This window comes from Arthrobacter sp. ISL-85, from assembly GCF_018613675.1.
Taxonomy (GTDB): domain Bacteria; phylum Actinomycetota; class Actinomycetes; order Actinomycetales; family Micrococcaceae; genus Arthrobacter.
The window spans coordinates 24,830-41,864 of the sequence record NZ_JAGGPQ010000017.1 but is presented as its reverse complement, the minus strand read 5'-3'; the positions used below and the strand labels follow the sequence as shown (position 1 = coordinate 41,864).

Annotated in this window: 15 protein-coding genes; 7 read left to right on the top strand and 8 right to left on the bottom strand. The window is 66.2% G+C overall.

The window, feature by feature from the left end:
• Positions 1-48: 48 nt before the first annotated feature.
• From J7I84_RS13365 to J7I84_RS13350, 4 genes are all read right to left on the bottom strand, one after another.
• Positions 49-477, bottom strand: a complete 429-nt coding sequence (locus J7I84_RS13365) for a universal stress protein (protein ID WP_214945045.1) — start codon at positions 475-477, stop codon at positions 49-51.
• Between the two features lie 44 nt (positions 478-521).
• On the bottom strand, positions 522-1,814 hold the full coding sequence (locus tag J7I84_RS13360) for a PLP-dependent aminotransferase family protein (protein ID WP_214945044.1): 1,293 nt from the start codon (positions 1,812-1,814) through the stop codon (positions 522-524).
• Between the two features lie 69 nt (positions 1,815-1,883).
• Positions 1,884-2,519 (bottom strand): GerMN domain-containing protein, encoded by a 636-nt coding sequence (locus tag J7I84_RS21595; protein WP_251046595.1) that lies wholly within the window; start codon positions 2,517-2,519, stop codon positions 1,884-1,886.
• Between the two features lie 185 nt (positions 2,520-2,704).
• Complete coding sequence (locus tag J7I84_RS13350; protein ID WP_214945043.1) at positions 2,705-3,262, bottom strand: NAD(P)H-dependent oxidoreductase; 558 nt, start codon at positions 3,260-3,262, stop codon at positions 2,705-2,707.
• Between the two features lie 120 nt (positions 3,263-3,382).
• On the opposite strand from J7I84_RS13350, the gene J7I84_RS13345 reads away from it, so the two are divergent.
• From J7I84_RS13345 to J7I84_RS13320, 6 genes are all read left to right on the top strand, one after another.
• Positions 3,383-3,994: a TetR/AcrR family transcriptional regulator gene (locus J7I84_RS13345; protein WP_396020068.1), complete on the top strand. Its 612-nt coding sequence runs from the start codon at positions 3,383-3,385 to the stop codon at positions 3,992-3,994.
• Positions 3,995-4,261: 267 nt separating this feature from the next.
• Positions 4,262-5,245 (top strand): ABC transporter permease, encoded by a 984-nt coding sequence (locus tag J7I84_RS13340; protein ID WP_214945042.1) that lies wholly within the window; start codon positions 4,262-4,264, stop codon positions 5,243-5,245.
• A gap of 2 nt (positions 5,246-5,247) precedes the next feature.
• Complete coding sequence (locus J7I84_RS13335) at positions 5,248-6,237, top strand: ABC transporter permease (protein WP_214945041.1); 990 nt, start codon at positions 5,248-5,250, stop codon at positions 6,235-6,237.
• Positions 6,234-8,432: an ABC transporter ATP-binding protein gene (locus J7I84_RS13330; protein ID WP_214945040.1), complete on the top strand. Its 2,199-nt coding sequence runs from the start codon at positions 6,234-6,236 to the stop codon at positions 8,430-8,432. Before J7I84_RS13335 ends, J7I84_RS13330 begins: the two co-directional genes overlap by 4 nt.
• A gap of 51 nt (positions 8,433-8,483) precedes the next feature.
• The gene (locus J7I84_RS13325; RefSeq protein ID WP_214945039.1) at positions 8,484-10,199 is read left to right on the top strand and encodes an ABC transporter family substrate-binding protein; all 1,716 of its coding nucleotides are present in this window, start codon (positions 8,484-8,486) and stop codon (positions 10,197-10,199) included.
• 106 nt (positions 10,200-10,305) lie between these two features.
• Complete coding sequence (locus J7I84_RS13320; protein WP_214945038.1) at positions 10,306-11,367, top strand: Gfo/Idh/MocA family oxidoreductase; 1,062 nt, start codon at positions 10,306-10,308, stop codon at positions 11,365-11,367.
• Positions 11,368-11,442: 75 nt separating this feature from the next.
• On the opposite strand, the gene ald is transcribed toward J7I84_RS13320, so the two are convergent.
• A complete protein-coding gene (ald, locus tag J7I84_RS13315; protein ID WP_214945202.1) occupies positions 11,443-12,561 on the bottom strand; it encodes an alanine dehydrogenase in 1,119 nt (372 codons plus the stop codon).
• Between the two features lie 233 nt (positions 12,562-12,794).
• Between ald and J7I84_RS13310 the strand changes: the two genes are divergently transcribed.
• Positions 12,795-14,015, top strand: coding sequence for a CdaR family transcriptional regulator (locus tag J7I84_RS13310; RefSeq protein WP_214945037.1), 1,221 nt, complete (start codon positions 12,795-12,797; stop codon positions 14,013-14,015).
• Here the strand turns inward: J7I84_RS13310 and J7I84_RS13305 are convergent.
• Genes J7I84_RS13305 through ptsP form a run of 3 tightly spaced genes read right to left on the bottom strand, consistent with a single transcriptional unit; the run spans position 13,978 to position 16,959 of the window.
• Positions 13,978-14,796 carry an alpha/beta fold hydrolase gene (locus tag J7I84_RS13305; protein ID WP_214945036.1) on the bottom strand — a complete coding sequence of 273 codons (819 nt, stop codon included), beginning with the start codon at positions 14,794-14,796 and terminating at the stop codon, positions 13,978-13,980. The genes J7I84_RS13310 and J7I84_RS13305 overlap by 38 nt on opposite strands.
• A gap of 11 nt (positions 14,797-14,807) precedes the next feature.
• Positions 14,808-15,230: a helix-turn-helix domain-containing protein gene (locus J7I84_RS13300; RefSeq protein ID WP_214945035.1), complete on the bottom strand. Its 423-nt coding sequence runs from the start codon at positions 15,228-15,230 to the stop codon at positions 14,808-14,810.
• 43 nt (positions 15,231-15,273) lie between these two features.
• On the bottom strand, positions 15,274-16,959 hold the full coding sequence (ptsP, locus tag J7I84_RS13295; protein ID WP_214945034.1) for a phosphoenolpyruvate--protein phosphotransferase: 1,686 nt from the start codon (positions 16,957-16,959) through the stop codon (positions 15,274-15,276).
• Positions 16,960-17,035: the final 76 nt, after the last annotated feature.

Here is a 17,035-nt window from a genome sequence, read left to right as displayed (position 1 = left end):
TCCACCACCACAGGGGGTGTCCTGCGTTACCTCAGCCGGTTGGGCGGCTCAGTCGGCGTCGTAGGTGTTGGCTATGTACACGTCGCACGGGGCGTTGTGGGCCACGCTGTTGGCCACGCTGCCAAGGACCCGCCCGATGCCATGCATGCGCCGGTTTCCCACGACGATGATGCGGGCGTCCATGCGGCCTGCCTCCTTGATGAGTGCGTCGGCGGGCCGTCCGCGGGCTGCCGAATACGTCACCGTGACCTCGCGGCCCAGCGATTCCGCCACTGTCCGCGCCACCTGCTCCGCGGCATCCGCGTCAGACACGATCCACCGGTCGCTGCCGCTGCCGAACACTTCGGTCCGGTCGCTGTCGAAGGCGGACACGACGTGGAGTGAAGCGCCCAGCCCCGCAGCCAGGTCCCTGGCCGACTCGGCCGCCTTCTTCGCGGTCTCGCTGCCGTCAACCCCTACAACGATGATTCCACCCATATGCATGCTCCTTTGCTCGGTTTTCGGCGTTCGTGTGGCTTACGCTACAGCGCGGCCATGGCTTCCTGCAGCACCGGCGCCAATCGGCGCACTCCCTCAGCGATCGCGTCGGGTGGGACGGCGCTGAAGGCGAGCCTCAGCTTGTTGGAGGGATTGTCCGACGGCGTGAAGGCGGCGCCGGGGATAAACACCACACCGGCGTCGATTGCCTTGTGCAGCAGCGGGTAGGTGTCAATGCCTTCCGGCAGGGTGACCCAGACGAAGAAGCCTCCCTGCGGGCTGGTCCAGGTGGTTCCTGCCGGCATGTTTTCCTTCAGGGCGGCCAGCATCGCGCGGCACCGCTCGGCGTACAGCCCTCGATAAGTTTCGATCTGGCCTGTCCAGTCGTAGTCTCGCAGGTACGCGGAGACCAGCATCTGGTTCAGGGCGGGCGGGCAGAGCGTCACGGATTCCGCGGCAAGGTAGTAGCGGCGCTGCAGGTGTTCGGGAACAAGGGCCCAGCCGATCCGTAGTCCGGGCGCGAAAATTTTGGAAAAGGAGCCCAGGTAGATGACGTCATCCGGGTTGGCCGCCCGCAAGGGCGGCAATGGCTCACCTTCAAAGCGGAGCAGCCCGTAGGGGTTGTCCTCGAGAACCAAGATATTCGCTCTGCGGCATATGTCCACCACCTGCTGCCGCCGTTCCCTGGCCAGGGTGATGCCCGAGGGGTTGTTGAAGTTGGGGATGGTGTAGAGGAACTTGATGCTCTTGCCGGCGAGCTGCAGCGCCGCTATGCGTGCCTCCAGCAGTTCCGGAACCAGGCCGTACTGGTCCATCTCCACCGTTTCAACCTGAACCTGGTACGCCTCGAAAGTATTCAGTGCGCCGACGTAGGTGGGGTCCTCCACCAGGACCACGTCGCCCGGATTGCAGAAGAGCTTCGTGGCCACGTCCTGGGCGGACTGGGAGCCCGCAGTGATGACCACGTTCCGCGGCAGGGCATCCAGGATGCCTTCGGCGGCCATGACGCCGCAGATCTGTTCCCGCAGCTCCGCGGTGCCCTGCCCTGCGCCGTATTGCAGGGCCGTGAGTCCGTCTTCGCCGATGATCTTCGCGGCTGTCGCTGCCAGGCGGTCCAGGGGGAGTGACTGCAGGTACGGGCTTCCTCCCGCCAGCGAAACGAGTCCCGGCCGCATTGAGATGTCGAAGACGTCCCTGACGGCCGACTGGCGGATGTTCGCCGCGCGCTCGGAGAACAGTTCCTCGTGGCGGTGGGCAGATGTGGCCGCGCGCTCGATCGCGTCGATGGCTTCGGCGGGCAGCGTTCCGGCAGAAGTGTCAAGTGTTTCGTGGGTCACAGAGTCAGGATACAACCAGCTGTTGCCAAGAAAGCAACACCTGTTTATTCCTGATTCACCGGGGGACTGTTACTTCAGCTTTAGGTAATCCGCCAGGGATTCGCCGTTGATGTAGATATCGGCCCTGATGGCACCCACGGCTTCGAGGGCGGTCTGGGTAAGCTGGGCCTCGATCCTGGGGAGGTCGCAGGATCCGCCCTGGTTCAGGGTGCCCGACAGGTAGACGGTCACGGTGGTGCCGTCGAAGCTTCCAGAGAGGAACTTCAGCCGCGAAGCGCCGAGGGCGTTGTAGGCGCTCCCGGGCTGCCGGCCGTCTCCCAGCAGGGCACCGACCGCCGCCCGGAGCCGCGCATCCCCGGTGCCTCCTGGCCAAGGGTAGCCAACCAGGCTGTCATTGCAGCCAAAGCGGACGCCGTTCCGTCCGCCGTCGCCCACCAGCACGAAGTATGCCGTCACCGGCGGCGCCGTGGGCCCGGCGCTGCTGTCCGGTACCGGCGAAGCCGCCGCCGGTGGATCTTCGGTTTTCCCGCCCGCTCTTCCGGCCTCCGCCAAAGGGGAATCGCCGGGCATCGTTGCGGGAAGGAGGGCCAGCGGGGCTGCGCTTGACCCTTCGGACTGGGGAACCGGGAGGGTGCAACCGGCAGGCAGCAGCGCCAGGCAAACCGCGGCCGATACGGCCAAGGTGCCGCGTCGATACCCGCCCAAGCTCCATCTTTTTGCCATGCGGCACCGCAATCCGATCCGGTAGGTCCAGTGGATTAACGCTACGGCGGCCGTTGCCGGGGCAGATGTCCGCACGGTACCGGTTGGGACAAGACTTGGTCACGGCGGCGATTGGACGCAGCAGCGCCCGGCACGCAAACCGCGTGCCGGGCGCTGCGTCGCCGGGGTCAGGCTGCCGGAGCTGCTGCGGCGAGGGCGTCGAAAACGCCCTTGATCTGCTCCACGACTTCGGCGTCGTCCTTGGGGTGGACCTCTGCGAAACGAACCATGGAGCCGGGGACGGCGAGCTTGACGTCTTCCAGGATCTGCGCACCGGCGATGCCGGCGGCCTTGCGGGCCTCATCCTGGGCCCAGACGCCGCCATACTGGCCAAACGCGGTGCCGACGACGGCGGTGGGCTTGCCTGCCAGGGCGCCGGCGCCGAAGGGCCGGGACAGCCAGTCGATGGCGTTCTTCAGGGCGGCGGGTACGGTGCCATTGTGTTCGGGGGTGACCAGCAGGACGGTGTCGGCCTGTTCGGCTGCGGCGCGCAGGGCTGCTGCGGCGGCCGGGACCTGGCCTTCGACGTCGAGGTCCTCGTTGTAGAACGGGATGTTGCCGAGGCTTTCGTGGATCACCACGTCCACCTGCTCCGGGGCGTTGAGCTGGATGGCTTCGGCCAGCTTCTGGTTGGTGGACTCGGCGCGGAGGCTGCCGACAAGGGTGAGTACTGTGCTCTTGGTCATGGGAACTCCTGGCTAGGGGAAGCGGCGGGGCCGCGTTCGGTCAAACTTCGGGCTCGTGGAGCCTTCACCAGAGTAAACGGACCGTAGTCCGGTTGTATTCCCCGTGGCTACACTGTCCTTGTGAGTTCCATCCCAGTGCGGCCGGGAATGACGCCGGTAACGGCCGCCGAACGCAGCGATGCTGCCCGGAACCGGGAACGCCTCCTGCTGGCTGCCCGGGAACTGATTGAGCACGGCGGCGCCGCGTCCCTCACCATGGACCGCCTGGCGGAGCACGCCGGGGTGGGCAAGGGCACCGTCTTCCGCCGATTCGGCAGCCGGGCCGGTCTGATGCTGACACTGCTGAACGACTCGGAGGCCGCCTTCCAGGCCCGCTTCCTGTTCGGCCCCCCGCCCCTGGGGCCAGGCGCTGCGCCACTCGAGAGGCTCATCGCCTTCGGAGCCGAACGGATCGCTTACGTGGTGGAATACGGGGACCTGGTCCTCGCGGCCGGCAATGCTTCCCGGGGAAGGTTCGAAGTCCCGGCCGCCGCTCTTTGGAACCGGCATGTGGACATGCTGCTGCGCGAAGGCGGCATCGACTCCCCGGAACCAGGGCTGTTGGCGGGATCCCTGAATGCCACCCTCGACCCCGAACGGCTCCTGCACCTCATCCGTGAACACGGCGTCACACCCGAGCGGCTGACAGCGTCCTGGCGCGACCTTGTGACACGGATTGTCACGGACGCGTAGGGTCCGCGGCGGAGCGCAGCCGGGTCCAGTCACACCAACTTCACAGAACTATTCATAACGATCTGATACGGCGTGTCCAATTTCAGGGGATTCCCGCGCTTTTCGGCTTGGGGCTTGTGATAGTTTCCTCTGGAATGTGACCCGCAACATAGTCCACCAGGACCTGCCCTGAGGGCTGCGGGAGACCAGCTACCCGCTGGCGCAGGACCCGGTGAGGCGGCACAACCCGAGCTCGTCCGGGGAAGACGGAAGGATCCAGCAGCGCCCATGCTCAAGTACCTCGCGAAGCGCGGCATCACCTATGTGGTGATGATCTTCCTCACCACGTCCGCCGGCTACTTCCTGGCTGTCAGCTCGCTCAAGCCGGCGCTGCTCGAGCAGGAACGCATCCCCCGGCCCACCCCGGAACAGGTTGCCAATTCGATGCGGTTGAAGGGCCTGGACCCGGATCTCAGCCCATGGGAGCGCTACGTTGACTGGCTCACCGGCATCGTCACCCGCTGGGACTGGGGCCGCAGCCCCAACGGCGCGTACATCAATGCCGAATTCGGGGACCGGGTCTGGATTTCCACCCGGCTCTTCCTGGCGTCCATCATCCTGACCCTGGTAATCGGCGTCGCGCTCGGCGTCTATTCCGCAGCACGCCAGTACAAGGTCCAGGACCGGGTCATCACGTCCTACAGCTACCTCGCCTACATCGTGCCGGCGCCCATCGCCTACTTCCTGGTGCAGCTGGGCGCCATCAACATCAACGAATCCGTGGGGGACCGGATCTTCTTCGTCACCGGCATCTCCACCCCAGGCCTCGCGCCGGGCTGGGCCCAGTTCGGTGACATGCTGGCCCACTACGTGGTGCCCACGGTGGCCATCACACTGGTGGGCTGGGGCGCATACCAGATTGCGCAGCGGCAATACCTGCTGGACAACGTGAACGCGGACTTTGTCCGCACCGCACGGGCCAAGGGACTGACCCGGAACCAGGCGATCGCCCGGCACGCGCTACGTGTTTCCTTCATCCCGGTGGCCCAGAGCATCGCCTTCACCATCCCGGCCATCTTCGCCGGAGGCTTCTTCGCCGAAAAGATCTTCGCCTGGCCGGGCGTGGGGTCCTGGAGCATCGATGCCATCTCACTGCAGGACGTCAATGCGGCCACGGCCACGCTGGCCTACGGTTCCGTGATCTTCGCCCTCGGCGCCATCCTGGCGGACTTCGCCACCACGCTTGTCGACCCGAGAGTGCGGGTGCAGTAGCCATGACCAACCTGAACGCCGTTGACCCGGCAGCAGTGGCGCAGGATGCGCACTTGGAAAGCGCCGACGTCGTCATAGGCAAAACCACCATCATCTTCCGCCGCTTCCTGCGCAACAAGACGGCTGTGGCTGGCCTGGCCATCTTCCTGGCCCTGACCGTTTTCTCGTTCATCGGGGGGTTTTTCACCCAGTGGGACAAGGAAACCATCGATCCCTTCAGCATCGGGATGCGGCCGTCCGCTGACCACTACCTCGGCACGTCACAGGCAGGAATCGACCTGTACGCCATGACCGTGGAGGGCACCAGGATTTCCATCCTGATCGGCCTGGTGGTGGGCCTGGTATCGGTCCTGATCGCCGCCGTCTACGGCTGCACGATGGCCTATTTCGGCGGCAAGGCGGACAAGGTCATGCTGTTTATCCTGGAGGCGCTGATCATGATGCCGGCGCTCCTGGTAGTTGCGGTCGCCACCAGCGGCGGAGCCGCGGGCCTGAAACGCGACCTTCCCTCGTGGCTGCTGCTTATCATCGTCCTGCTGGTGTTCAGCTGGATGGGCACGGCCCGGCTGATCCGCTCCATGTCGATGTCCCTCATGCAGCGTGACTTCGTCAAGGCGGCGCAGTACATGGGCGTTCCGCCGCGCCGCATCGTCTGGCGGCATCTGGTGCCGAACATCGGCTCGCTGCTGATCCTGGACATCACCCGCGGCGTCACCGCTGCCATCCTCGCGGAAGTGGCCTTCTCCTTCATCGGCATCGGCATCAAGGTCCCGGACGTGAGCCTGGGCGTGCTGATCGGCCAGGCCACCTCCCAGGTCTCAACCTTCCCCTGGATGTTCTGGGTTCCGCTCACCGTCATGTTCCTGCTGACCGGATCACTGGCCATGATGAATGACGGCCTGCGCGATGCCTTTGACCCCAGCTCCAGTTCCACCGGCAAAGCCAAAAAGGCCAGGGCCCGGAAAATCACCGCGGAAAAGAAGACGGCATGAGCAGCGAAACCACCACTGGAGCCACCGAACCCGCACGGCATGGCGTGGAGCGCCTGCATGTGGCAGGACTGCATGCCCCTAACGACGCAGTCCTGTCGGTCCGAGGCCTGAACGTCCGCTTCAACTCCGAGAACGGCGTGATCCACGCCGTCAGGGGCGTCGACTTCGACCTGATGCCGGGCAAGACGCTGGGAATCGTGGGTGAATCGGGTTCCGGCAAGTCAGTCACCTCCCTGGCCATCATGGGACTCCTCCCGCCCACGGCCCAGGTTTCCGGCTCCGTGCGGCTCAAGGGCCAGGAACTGCTGGGACTGAGCGACAAAGCCATGTGCGCGTACCGCGGGAACGAGCTGGCCATGGTCTTCCAGGACCCCCTCTCCTCCCTCACGCCAGTCTTCACGGTGGGCACCCAGATCATCGAGGCGCTGACCATCCACCACCCCACCATGAGCAGGGCAGCCAAAGAAGCCCGCGCCGTCGAGCTTCTGGCCATGGTGGGGATTCCCAGCCCCAAGGACAGGCTGAAGGCCTTCCCGCACGAATTTTCCGGCGGCATGCGCCAGCGCGTCATGATCGCCATCGCCATTGCCAACAACCCTCGCGTCCTGATCGCCGACGAGCCCACCACCGCCTTGGACGTCACCATCCAGGCCCAGGTCCTCGAGGTGCTCCACACGGCACAGGAGGAGACCGGCGCCGCCGTCGTCATGATCACGCACGATCTTGGCGTGGTGGCCGGGATGGCGGACGACATCATGGTCATGTATGCGGGTAAACCGGTGGAAACCGGTGGCGTTGATGACATCTACTACAACCCGCGGATGCCCTACACCATGGGTCTGCTCGGGGCCGTGCCCCGCGTGGATGTGGCGGAGAAAGCGTCGCTCGTTCCCATTGAGGGCATGCCGCCCAATCTGCTGCACGCTCCCACTGGGTGCTCGTTCGCGCCCCGCTGCCCCCTGGCCTCGGACGCCTGCCTCGACGGCGAACCCGCACTGGCACCGGTGGCCGGCGCAGCCCTGCACAGGGCTGCCTGCATCAAGTCCGGCTCCCTGGGCGGGAGCGTGGACGTCCACGGCGTGTTCGCCGCCCCGCCGGTGGCGGTGTCCCGCTTCGACGCGATCCCCCGGGCCGAGCGGTCCACGGTACTGCAGCTGAAGGACGTTCGGAAGCACTTCCCGCTGACCAGGGGGGCCCTGATCAAGCGCAGGATCGGCACCGTCAAGGCCGTGGACGGCCTGAGCTTCGATATCCGCGAAGGCGAATGCTTCTCCATCGTGGGCGAATCCGGTTCGGGAAAGACCACCACGCTCCTGGAAATCCTGGAATTCCATCCAGACCAGGACGGAGAGGTGGTGATCGGCGGCCTGAGCAACAAGCAGGCAGCTGATGCCAAGACTAAAGGCAAGATGCGGCGCGAACTCCAGATGGTGTTCCAGGACCCCACGGGTGCCCTGGACCCGCGGTTCACGGTATACGAAGTCCTTGCCGAGCCCCTCCAGAACGTCGGCATGGACCGGCCGGCCATCAAAAAGCGGATCATGGAGCTGATGAAGCTCGTGGGCCTGCAGCCGGACCACGTGAACCGCTTCCCCAACCAGTTCTCCGGCGGCCAGCGCCAGCGGATCGGGATTGCGCGCGCACTGGCCGTGAACCCCAAGCTGGTGGTCCTGGACGAGCCCGTCTCGGCCCTCGACGTGTCGGTCCAGGCCGGCGTGATCAACCTCCTGGACCACCTGCGCGCCGAACTGGGTCTGAGCTACCTGCTGGTGGCGCACGATCTCTCGGTGGTGCGCCACATCTCCAACCGCGTGGCCGTCATGTACCTGGGGAAGATCGTGGAGATCGGCGCTGTGGACCGGGTGTTCGATAACCCCCGCCATCCCTATACCCGCGCACTCCTCTCCGCGATCCCCGTGCCGGACCCGCAGCTGGAGCGCACCCGGGAACGCATCATCCTCCAAGGCGACCTGCCTTCACCCCTGCAGGCACCGAAGGGCTGCAACTTTGCCACCCGTTGTCCTGTCTTCGCCGCGTTGCCGCCGGCCAAGCAGGAAAAATGCCGCACCCTCGAACCGCCCCTGGAAGCCGCAACGGGCTCCAGGGACCAGCAGTTCGCCTGCTTCTACCCGGACGGCGAACTGGATGAGGACATGTTGGTGGTCCACGAAACCGTGGACCACCATGCGCCCTAAGACTTCGCGACCCACATGCATCACCACCCGCACCACGATGAAGGGAAAACCATGAGGAAACTGAACAGGATCGGCGGAGCTGCAGCCGTTGCTGCGGCCCTGGCGCTGACCGCCTGCGGTGGCGGCGGTGCCAGCGGCCCCGAAACGGCCAAGGCGCAGGGCTCGGGAAGCGATCTTTCCAAGCTGATCAGCATCAATGAGAAGCCGGCAGCCGATCTCCAGCAGGGCGGCAAGGTCACCCTTCCGCTGGGCAACATTGGGCCGGACTTCAACGGGTTCTCCAACAACGGCAACAGCGCGGACAACTCCGCCCTGCAGGTTCCCATGAACCCCGTGGGGATGAACAGCGGCGGCATCGGCGGCTGCTGGAAGGTGGACTTCAAGGGCAAGGTCACGCCCAACACCGACTTCTGCGAATCCGTGGACAGCGTAGTCAAGGACGGCAAACAGACCATCACCATCAAGGTGAACCCCAAGGCCACCTACAACGACGGCACCCCCATCGACGTCAAGGCCTTCAAGAACACCTGGAACATCCTCAAGAGCCCGGATGCCGGCTACGACATCGTCAGCTCGGGCGCCTATGAGTTCGTTGACTCCGTCGAGGCCGGCAGCAACGACAAGGAGGTCATCGTCAAGACCAGCCGCCCGGTTTTCCCCGTGGATTCGCTCTTCTTCGGCCTCATCCACCCCGCGGTCAACACCCCCGAAATCTTCAATGAGGGCTTCAACGGCAACCTGCACCCCGAGTGGATGGCCGGTCCGTTCAAGCTGGACCAGTACGACACCGCTGCAAAGACCGTGACCCTGGTGCCCAACGACAAGTGGTGGGGCCAGAAGCCGGTCCTGTCCAACGTGACATTCCGCCAGTTGGAAACCAGCGCCCAGATCGCCGCGTTCAAGAACGGCGAGATCGATGCGATGAACGCCAACACCATCTCGCTGTACAAGCAGCTGGACGGCACCAAGGACTCTGATATCCGCCGCGGCCAGCGGCTCTTTGCCGGCGGCCTGAACCTGAACGCCCAGCGCATTTCTGACGTCAACGTCCGCAAGGCCATCTTCGCCGCCGTGGACCGTGAAGCGCTGCGGAAGGTCCGCTTTAACGGCCTCAACTGGGAAGAGCCCAGCTCAGGCTCCATGATGCTCCTGCCGTTCTCCGAGTACTACCAGGACAACTACCCCGTCAAGGAAACCGGCCCGGACGCTGCCAAGAAGGTCCTCACCGATGCCGGCTACACGGCCAACGCCAACGGCATCATGGAGAAGGACGGCAAGCCTGCCGCCTTCAAGATCAGCAACTTCGGTGACGACCCCACGACCCTGGCAGTGGCACAGACCCTGCAGAAGCAGCTCCAGGCCGGCGGCATGGACGTCGGGATTGACCAGCGTGCCTCCGCCGACTTCGGCAAGGTCCTGGGCAGCCGCGAGTTCGATCTCAGCATCTCCGGCTACACCGTTGGCCCGGACGCCACGGATGCGGTCAAGCAGTACTACGACTCCAAGACCAACGAGAACAAGCTGGGCGACGCGGAGCTGGACAAGAAGATTGCCGACCTCGCCTCCATCGAGGACAACGCTGCCCGCAACAAGGCAGCAATGGACGTAGAAAAGGAGCACATGGCCAAGTACTACTCCATGGGCGTGGTCTTCAACGGCCCGCAGATCTCCTTCGTCCGCACCGGCCTGGCCAACTACGGGCCGTCCCTGTTCCAGAGCCTGTCCCAGGTTCCGGACTGGACCACCCTCGGCTGGGAAAAGAAGTAGCCACCGCTCCTGCGGGCTTGCCCGCATAGTGGAAGGCCGGCACCCCTGGTTTACCAAGGGTGCCGGCCTCTTTTAACCGCGTGGGACCGGAGGTAGCGTTGCTTCCATGACCGGAACAGAAGGCGCCCCCCGCACCATCCGCACCGCCGTCGTCGGCTACGGGCTGGCCGGCAGCGTCTTCCACGCGCCGCTTCTGGCGTCCGACACCAGCTACTCGCTGGAGGTCATTGCAACGTCCGACGCCGGGCGGCAGGCGGCTGCCTCATCCCGGAATCCCGGAGTGGAGGTAGTGCGCGACGGCGCCGCCGTCCTGAGGCGCGCAGCTGACCTTGACCTTGTGGTCCTGGCGACGCCGCCCATGACCCACTACCCCGTCGCCAGGGCTGCGTTGGAGGCGGGGCTGGACGTAGTGGTGGACAAGCCGTTCGCGGTCACCAGCGCGCAGGGCCAGGAACTCATCACGTTGGCTCGGCAACTTGGCCGGGTACTGACGGTATTCCACAACCGCAGGTGGGACGGGGACTTCCTCACCCTCCGGAAGCTGCTGGCCGCCCAGGCCCTGGGCAAGGTGACCCGCTTTGAGTCGCGGTTCGAGCGCTGGTCTCCGGCCATCGCCAAGGCCTGGAAGGCGCGGGCCGGGGCTGCCGACGGGGGAGGCGTACTGTTCGATCTGGGCAGCCACCTGATCGACCAGGCGCTTCAGCTGTTCGGCCCGGCCGATGTCCTCCACGCGGACCTGCAGGCGCGGCGGTCCGACGAGCGCGCGGAGGATGACGCCTTCCTGGTCCTGCGGCACCATTCCGGAGTGACCAGCCACCTGGCCATGAACATGCTGTGCGCCCAGCAAGGGCCCCGCTTCCGTGTGCTGGGCTCGATTGGCGGCTTCACCAAGAACGGCGTGGACCCGCAGGAGCCTTATATCGCGGCCGGCGGGAGCCCCCTGGACCAGGAGTACGGAGTCGAGGCACCCGAGTGGGCAGGGCTCCTGGGCCGCGACGGCCACCTGGATGCCCTACCTACCGAGCGCGGCGCATACCCGGAGTTCTACCGGCTCCTGGCAGACAAGATCCTCGACGGCGGAGCAGCCTCAAACCTTCCCCTCCCAGTAAACCCGGAGGACGCGGTCGAGGTTCTGAAGATCATCGAAAAGGCACGTGAAGTGGCTTAAAAGAATCATCGATTGCTCCGTAAGTGCCGTTCTGAGCGTTCAAAAGGACAGTTACGGAGCAATCGATGAAAGGGACTACGCCGAGACCAGTTCGTGCCAGTCGGCAACGAGGGGCAGGCCGTGGGCCTCGGACACGGAGTGGTGCGCCACATGGCCGGCGGCGATGTTGAGGCCGGCGGCGAGGGCGGGGTCGCGGTCGAAGGCGGCCTTGATGCCCAGGTTGGCCAGGGACACGGCGTAGCGCAGGGTGACGTTGGTCAGTGCGTAGGTGGAGGTGTTGGGCACGGCGCCGGGCATGTTGGCCACGCAGTAGAAGATGGTGTTGTGCACCTTGTACGTGGGTTCCTGGTGCGTGGTGGGGTGGGTGTCCTCGAAGCAGCCGCCCTGGTCCACGGCGATGTCCACCAGGACCGAGCCGGGCTTCATCCGGGCCACGAGGTCGTTGGTGACGAGCTTGGGAGCCTTGGCGCCGGGGATCAGGACGGAACCGATCACCAGGTCCGCGTCCACCACTGACTTTTCGATCTCGTACTTGTTGGACGCAACGGTCTTCAGCCGGCCCTGGTACTGGGCGTCCAGCTCGCGCAGGCGGTTGATGTTGATGTCCAGGATGGTGACGTCGGCGCCCAGGCCCAGGGCCATGGCTGCGGCGTTGGTGCCGGCCACACCGGCGCCAAGGACAACCACCTTCGCCGGACGCACGCCGGGCACGCCGCCGAGAAGGACACCCTTGCCGCCCGCGGGTGCCATGAGGGAGGTGGCGCCTACCTGGACGGAGAGGCGGCCGGCGACCTCGGACATCGGGGCCAGCAGCGGGAGGGAGCGGCCTTCCTGGACGGTTTCGTAGGCGATGGCGGTGACGCCGGAGTTGATGAGCTCCTTGGTCAGTTCCGGCTCGGCGGCCAGGTGCAGGTACGTGAAGAGGATCAGGCCCTTCCGGAAGCGGTGGTACTCGGAGGCGATCGGTTCCTTGACCTTCATCACCATGTCGGCGCGGGCCCAGACGTCATCGGCTTCGTTGACGATTTCGGCGCCGGCAATGGAGTATTCCTCGTCGGTGATGCCCGAGCCCAAGCCTGCGCCGCGCTCCACCAGCACGGTGTGGCCGTGCGTAAGGAACTCGTGCACGCCCGCGGCGGTGATGGCCACGCGGAATTCGTTGTTCTTGATTTCTTTGGGGACGCCGATGATCATCGTCTGCTCCAGTTTTTGGGGCCGGTGGGCCGGAAAGGCGGAAGGGTTTTCGTGTTTCAACGATAAATCCCGTTGTGAGCCAGGCGACATGTGAGTGCTGGTGCCCGAACTGTGGAACCGCATGATTCCGGGGTTCTCGCCCGCCGGAAGTCGACATCTGTCGAGCGCTGGAGCGTCAGGTGTCGCCTCGTGTCCGTTCGTTCGGGTGCCCGTGGGGGCAGTACTGTTGGCCCATGCAGCAGCAGGGTGTGGAACAGCTCGTCGAACAGGTGGCGCAGAAGCTGGGGCGTGGCCTGTCCCTTGAGGACCTGGATGGCCTGCTCCTCGCCTACAGCTCCAACCAGTCCCACGCGGACAGGGTGCGGGTGAATTTCCTGCTGAGCAAGAAGGTCCCGGCGGACGTGAGTGCGTGGCAGCTCTCGCACGGCATTGCCACCGCCGTGCGGCCGGTTGTTGTGCCCGCCAATCCGGACCTCGGCATGCTGGGCCGCGTTTGCGTCCCGCTCATGGTCCGGGGTTTCCGGGTGGGCTACCTCTGGGTGCAGCAGGACTCGGCGGAGGAAAGCCCGACGGCGATCCTCACCCAGCTGCCGGGCGTCAACCACGAGCTTGAGCTGCTCTCCGGCCTCCTGCTCGACTCAAACACAGCCGAATCCGAATTCCGGCGGGGCCGCGAACGGGAGTTCCTGCTGGCATGCTCCGGAGAACCCAACGCGGTGGCAGCTGTGGCCGGTTGGAAGGAAGTCCAGGGCCGGGGGCCGTGGCAGATGGTCACGGTACTGGATGCCGACGGCTGGGCCAGCGGCCCCGACCCCATCGCATCCACCCTGATCCACCGCTCCACCGCGCTGCAGGCAACGGTGGGCATGGATGCCGCCCTCTTCAGCGCCGGCACTGAAACCCATTCGGTCGTGCTGTTCCGCGAGTCGACCGGCCGCGCCAACCATGCCCAGGTCCTGGTCCATTACCAGCTGGAGCTGGCCAAGCGCTCCGGCCGGCCCGTCCACCGGATCATCCTGGGCATCAGCGAGGGCTTCGCCAAGACCCGCCAGCTTACCGAGGCCTACCGGCAATCGCGGGTGGCAGCCCAGGCGGCGGCGGTGGATCCGCAGCTGGGCGAGTTGGTGGACTGCAGGTCAACCGGCGTGTACCAGCTCCTGGCATCGGCCGGGGGAGGTGTGGGGGCCTGGGCGGACTCGGGATCGGTGTACTTCCGGATGCTCGAGGACCATGACCGCAACGGCGAACTCATCCCGGTCCTGGAGCTGCTCTATGACAACGATGGATCGGTCCAGGACGTGGCCAGCAGGCTCCATCTGCACCGCAGCAGCATCTACAACCGGCTGGGGCGGATCCGGCAGCTCCTGGGAGTGGACCCCCTCAAAGGACTTCCCCGGCTGGAACTGCACGCCGCACTCAAGATGCGGCGGTGGGCGGCGAGGCCCAGGATCTAATGGCCGCGGCCACCTTCTGCGGACGCAGGTGCTGTGCCACGTGCCCTGCCCGGGAAATCTCCACGAAGCTCCCTTGCGCCACTACCTGCGAGAGCCGGAGCGACCAATCGGCCCCAGCCACAGGGTCGTGGTTGCCCCGCACCACCAGGACGGGAATGTTCACTCCTGCCAGCCGCGACTCTGTGGGATAGGCCATCATGACGGGGAGCTCGGTGAAGTACCAGCGCGGCCCACAGCGGAAGTAGTCCGAGAAGACCAGCCAGTTGGAGGACGCATTTTCGCGGAGGAGCGCGTCCAGGAAGAGGGCCAGGCCCTGCCGCCGGACGTTGCGGTGCCGCGAGTCCACAACGGGTCCCATCAGCACCAGCCGCCGTGCCTGCGCAGGTGCGTAGAGCGCGGCCTCGATTGCGAACTGCGCGCCCATTGAATGCCCCACCAGGATGTACGAATTGATGCCGCTCGCCTTCAGCGCCTGGGCGATGAAAGCGCCGTAGTCCGCCACGGACAGCTGCGTGCGGGGCTTGGGCGTCGCGGCGAAGCCCGGCAGGTCCAGCGAGTAGGTGGGGGCGGCGGTGGCGAGCTCGCCATGGAGCCGCCGCAGGTAGCGGTGGGAAACGCCGATGCCGTGGATGAGGATGTAGGCAGGTGCTGCCGGGGCCGCCGCAGCGTCCGGTCCGGGGGCGGGCGTCCCGTCAGCCCAGAGGATGCGGCCCTTTGAGCCGTTTGCTTCCACGTCGGCCGAGTGAAGCGCAACGTCTTTGCGGCGCCGCGGCCACGCCATGCCAGCCCGCACTATTCGCCCGCGCCGGCGTTGTCCCCGGCGTTCTTGCCCTGCTTGCGTTTTTGTTCCGCAAGCTTCTGCTTCTCGAGCCACATCATGATGTCGGCTGTCCGGATGCGCCGGTGCGAGCCGCGGTACTCCACCGGGATCTCGCCGCGGTCGGTCATGTTGCGCAGGTAGGTGTGTGAAATCCCCGCCAGCTCGGCAGCCTGGGAGGTGGTCAGCATTTCCTCCACGCTGCTCACGGTCACCGTTTCACCGCGGCCCAGCCTGGCGAGGAGATCCACGACGGCGTCACGTGCCTGCCCGGGCAGGCGGTGGACGGTGCCGTCCACGAACACGGTGATGTCATTGCTGTCCTCAAAGGCGCGGGTTAGGGCGCGGGCCTCACCGGCGGGCAGGCCGGCCGTGACGCGGGGGGCTATCAGTGCCATGGCCGTAGCCTATCCCAGTGCAGCCGGCGTGCCCGCGGGGGCGTCAGAGCCCCAGTTCCTCCAGCACCGGCAGTTTCTCCCGCACCCAGGCACGGGCTTCGGTGGCACTCGGCGCGGAGAGGGCCAGCTTGGCCAGCTCCTGGGCTTCGGACAGGGTCACCGTCTTCAGGACTGCGGCCACCGCGGCAAGTGAACGCGCCGTCATGGACAGGGTGCTGACGCCAAGGCCGGTAAGGACGACGGCGAGGGCGGGATCGGCGGCAGCCTCACCACAGACTCCCACGGGCTTGCCGTGGCCCTCCGCGCGGGACCCCTCGACGGTCAATCCAACCAGGCGCAGGACCGCGGGCTGCCACGGGGTGTTCAGGTTGGCCAGCGGGCCGAGCTGGCGGTCGGCGGCCATGGCGTACTGCGTGAGGTCATTGGTGCCAAGGCTGGCAAAGCCGACCTCGCGGAGGATCGCTTCGGCGGTGAGGGCCGCGGAGGGGACCTCCACCATGACGCCGGGGGTCTTGATGCCGGCATCTGCACACATGGAGGCGAAGCGTGATGCTTCCTCCGCCGTGGAGATCATGGGGGCCATCACCCAGACATCGGCCTGCGACTGCTGCTGGGCCAGCGCGATCGCTTCCAACTGCCGGTCCAGGACGCCGGGGGTGGTGAAGTCGGTGCGGTAGCCGCGGACACCCAGGGCTGGGTTGGGTTCCGTGGAGTCGGTCAGGAACGGCAGCGGCTTGTCGGCGCCGGCGTCGAGCGTGCGCAGCACCACCTTCTTGCCGGGGAAGGCATCGAACACGCTCTTGTAGGCAGCCGCCTGCTCCTCCACGGAGGGCTCGGTGTCACGTTCCAGGAAGCAGAATTCGGTGCGGAAGAGGCCTACACCCTGGGCTCCGAGCTTTGCGGCCGCTTCAGCGTCCTTGCCGCCGCCGACGTTGGCGAGCAGCGGCACCTGGTGGCCGTCCGCCGTCGCGCCCGTGCCGGTGAACTCGGCCAGCAGTGACGCGGTGGCTGCCCAGGCTTCCGCTGCTGAGCGGAGGGATTCGTCGGGGTCGGCGGTGATGCTGCCGGCTGCGCCGTCCACGTACACCTCGGTACCGTCCCGCAGTTCGTCAACGCCCACGGCGGCAACGACTGCCGGAAGGCCGAGGGAACGGGCGATGATGGCGGTGTGGGACTGGGGGCCGCCGCCGGCCGTAACGAGCGCCAGGACCTTGTTGGGGTCGAGCGTTGCGGTGTCCGCGGGGGCCAAATCCTCTGCCACCAGGACAAACGGGGTGTTGGAGGCGGGGATGCCGGGCGCGGGAACGCCCCGCAGCTCGGCCACGATCCGGGCGCGCACGTCAAGGACGTCCGTGGCGCGTTCGGCCATGTAGCCGCCCAGGTTGTGCAGCATCTCGGAGACCGAGGAGCCGGACTCCCAGATGGCGCGTTCGGCAGAGACGCCCCGGGCCACCAGCTTGGCCGCTCCCTTGATCAGCATGGTGTCCTTGGCCATCAGTGCAGTGGCTTCCAGGACTGCCTTGCCGTCACCGGTGGCATGCGTGGCGCGATCCTTCAGTTCATCGTGCACGGCCTGGGCGGCTGCCTTCAGCGCTGCGGTGGCTTCCTCGGCAGTGGTGTCCGGAGCCAGCTGTTCACCGGCGGGAGGCTCACTGATGGGTTTGGGCATCTGCCGGACGGTGCCGATGACGCGGCCTGGGCTGACGCCTACTCCTGGGAAGTTCTGCACTGAAGGTCCTCATTCTCTGCCGGTAGACAGGCCCGCCTGGTTCTCCGGCGCCTTGCCGGGGTCCGCCGGAGGACTG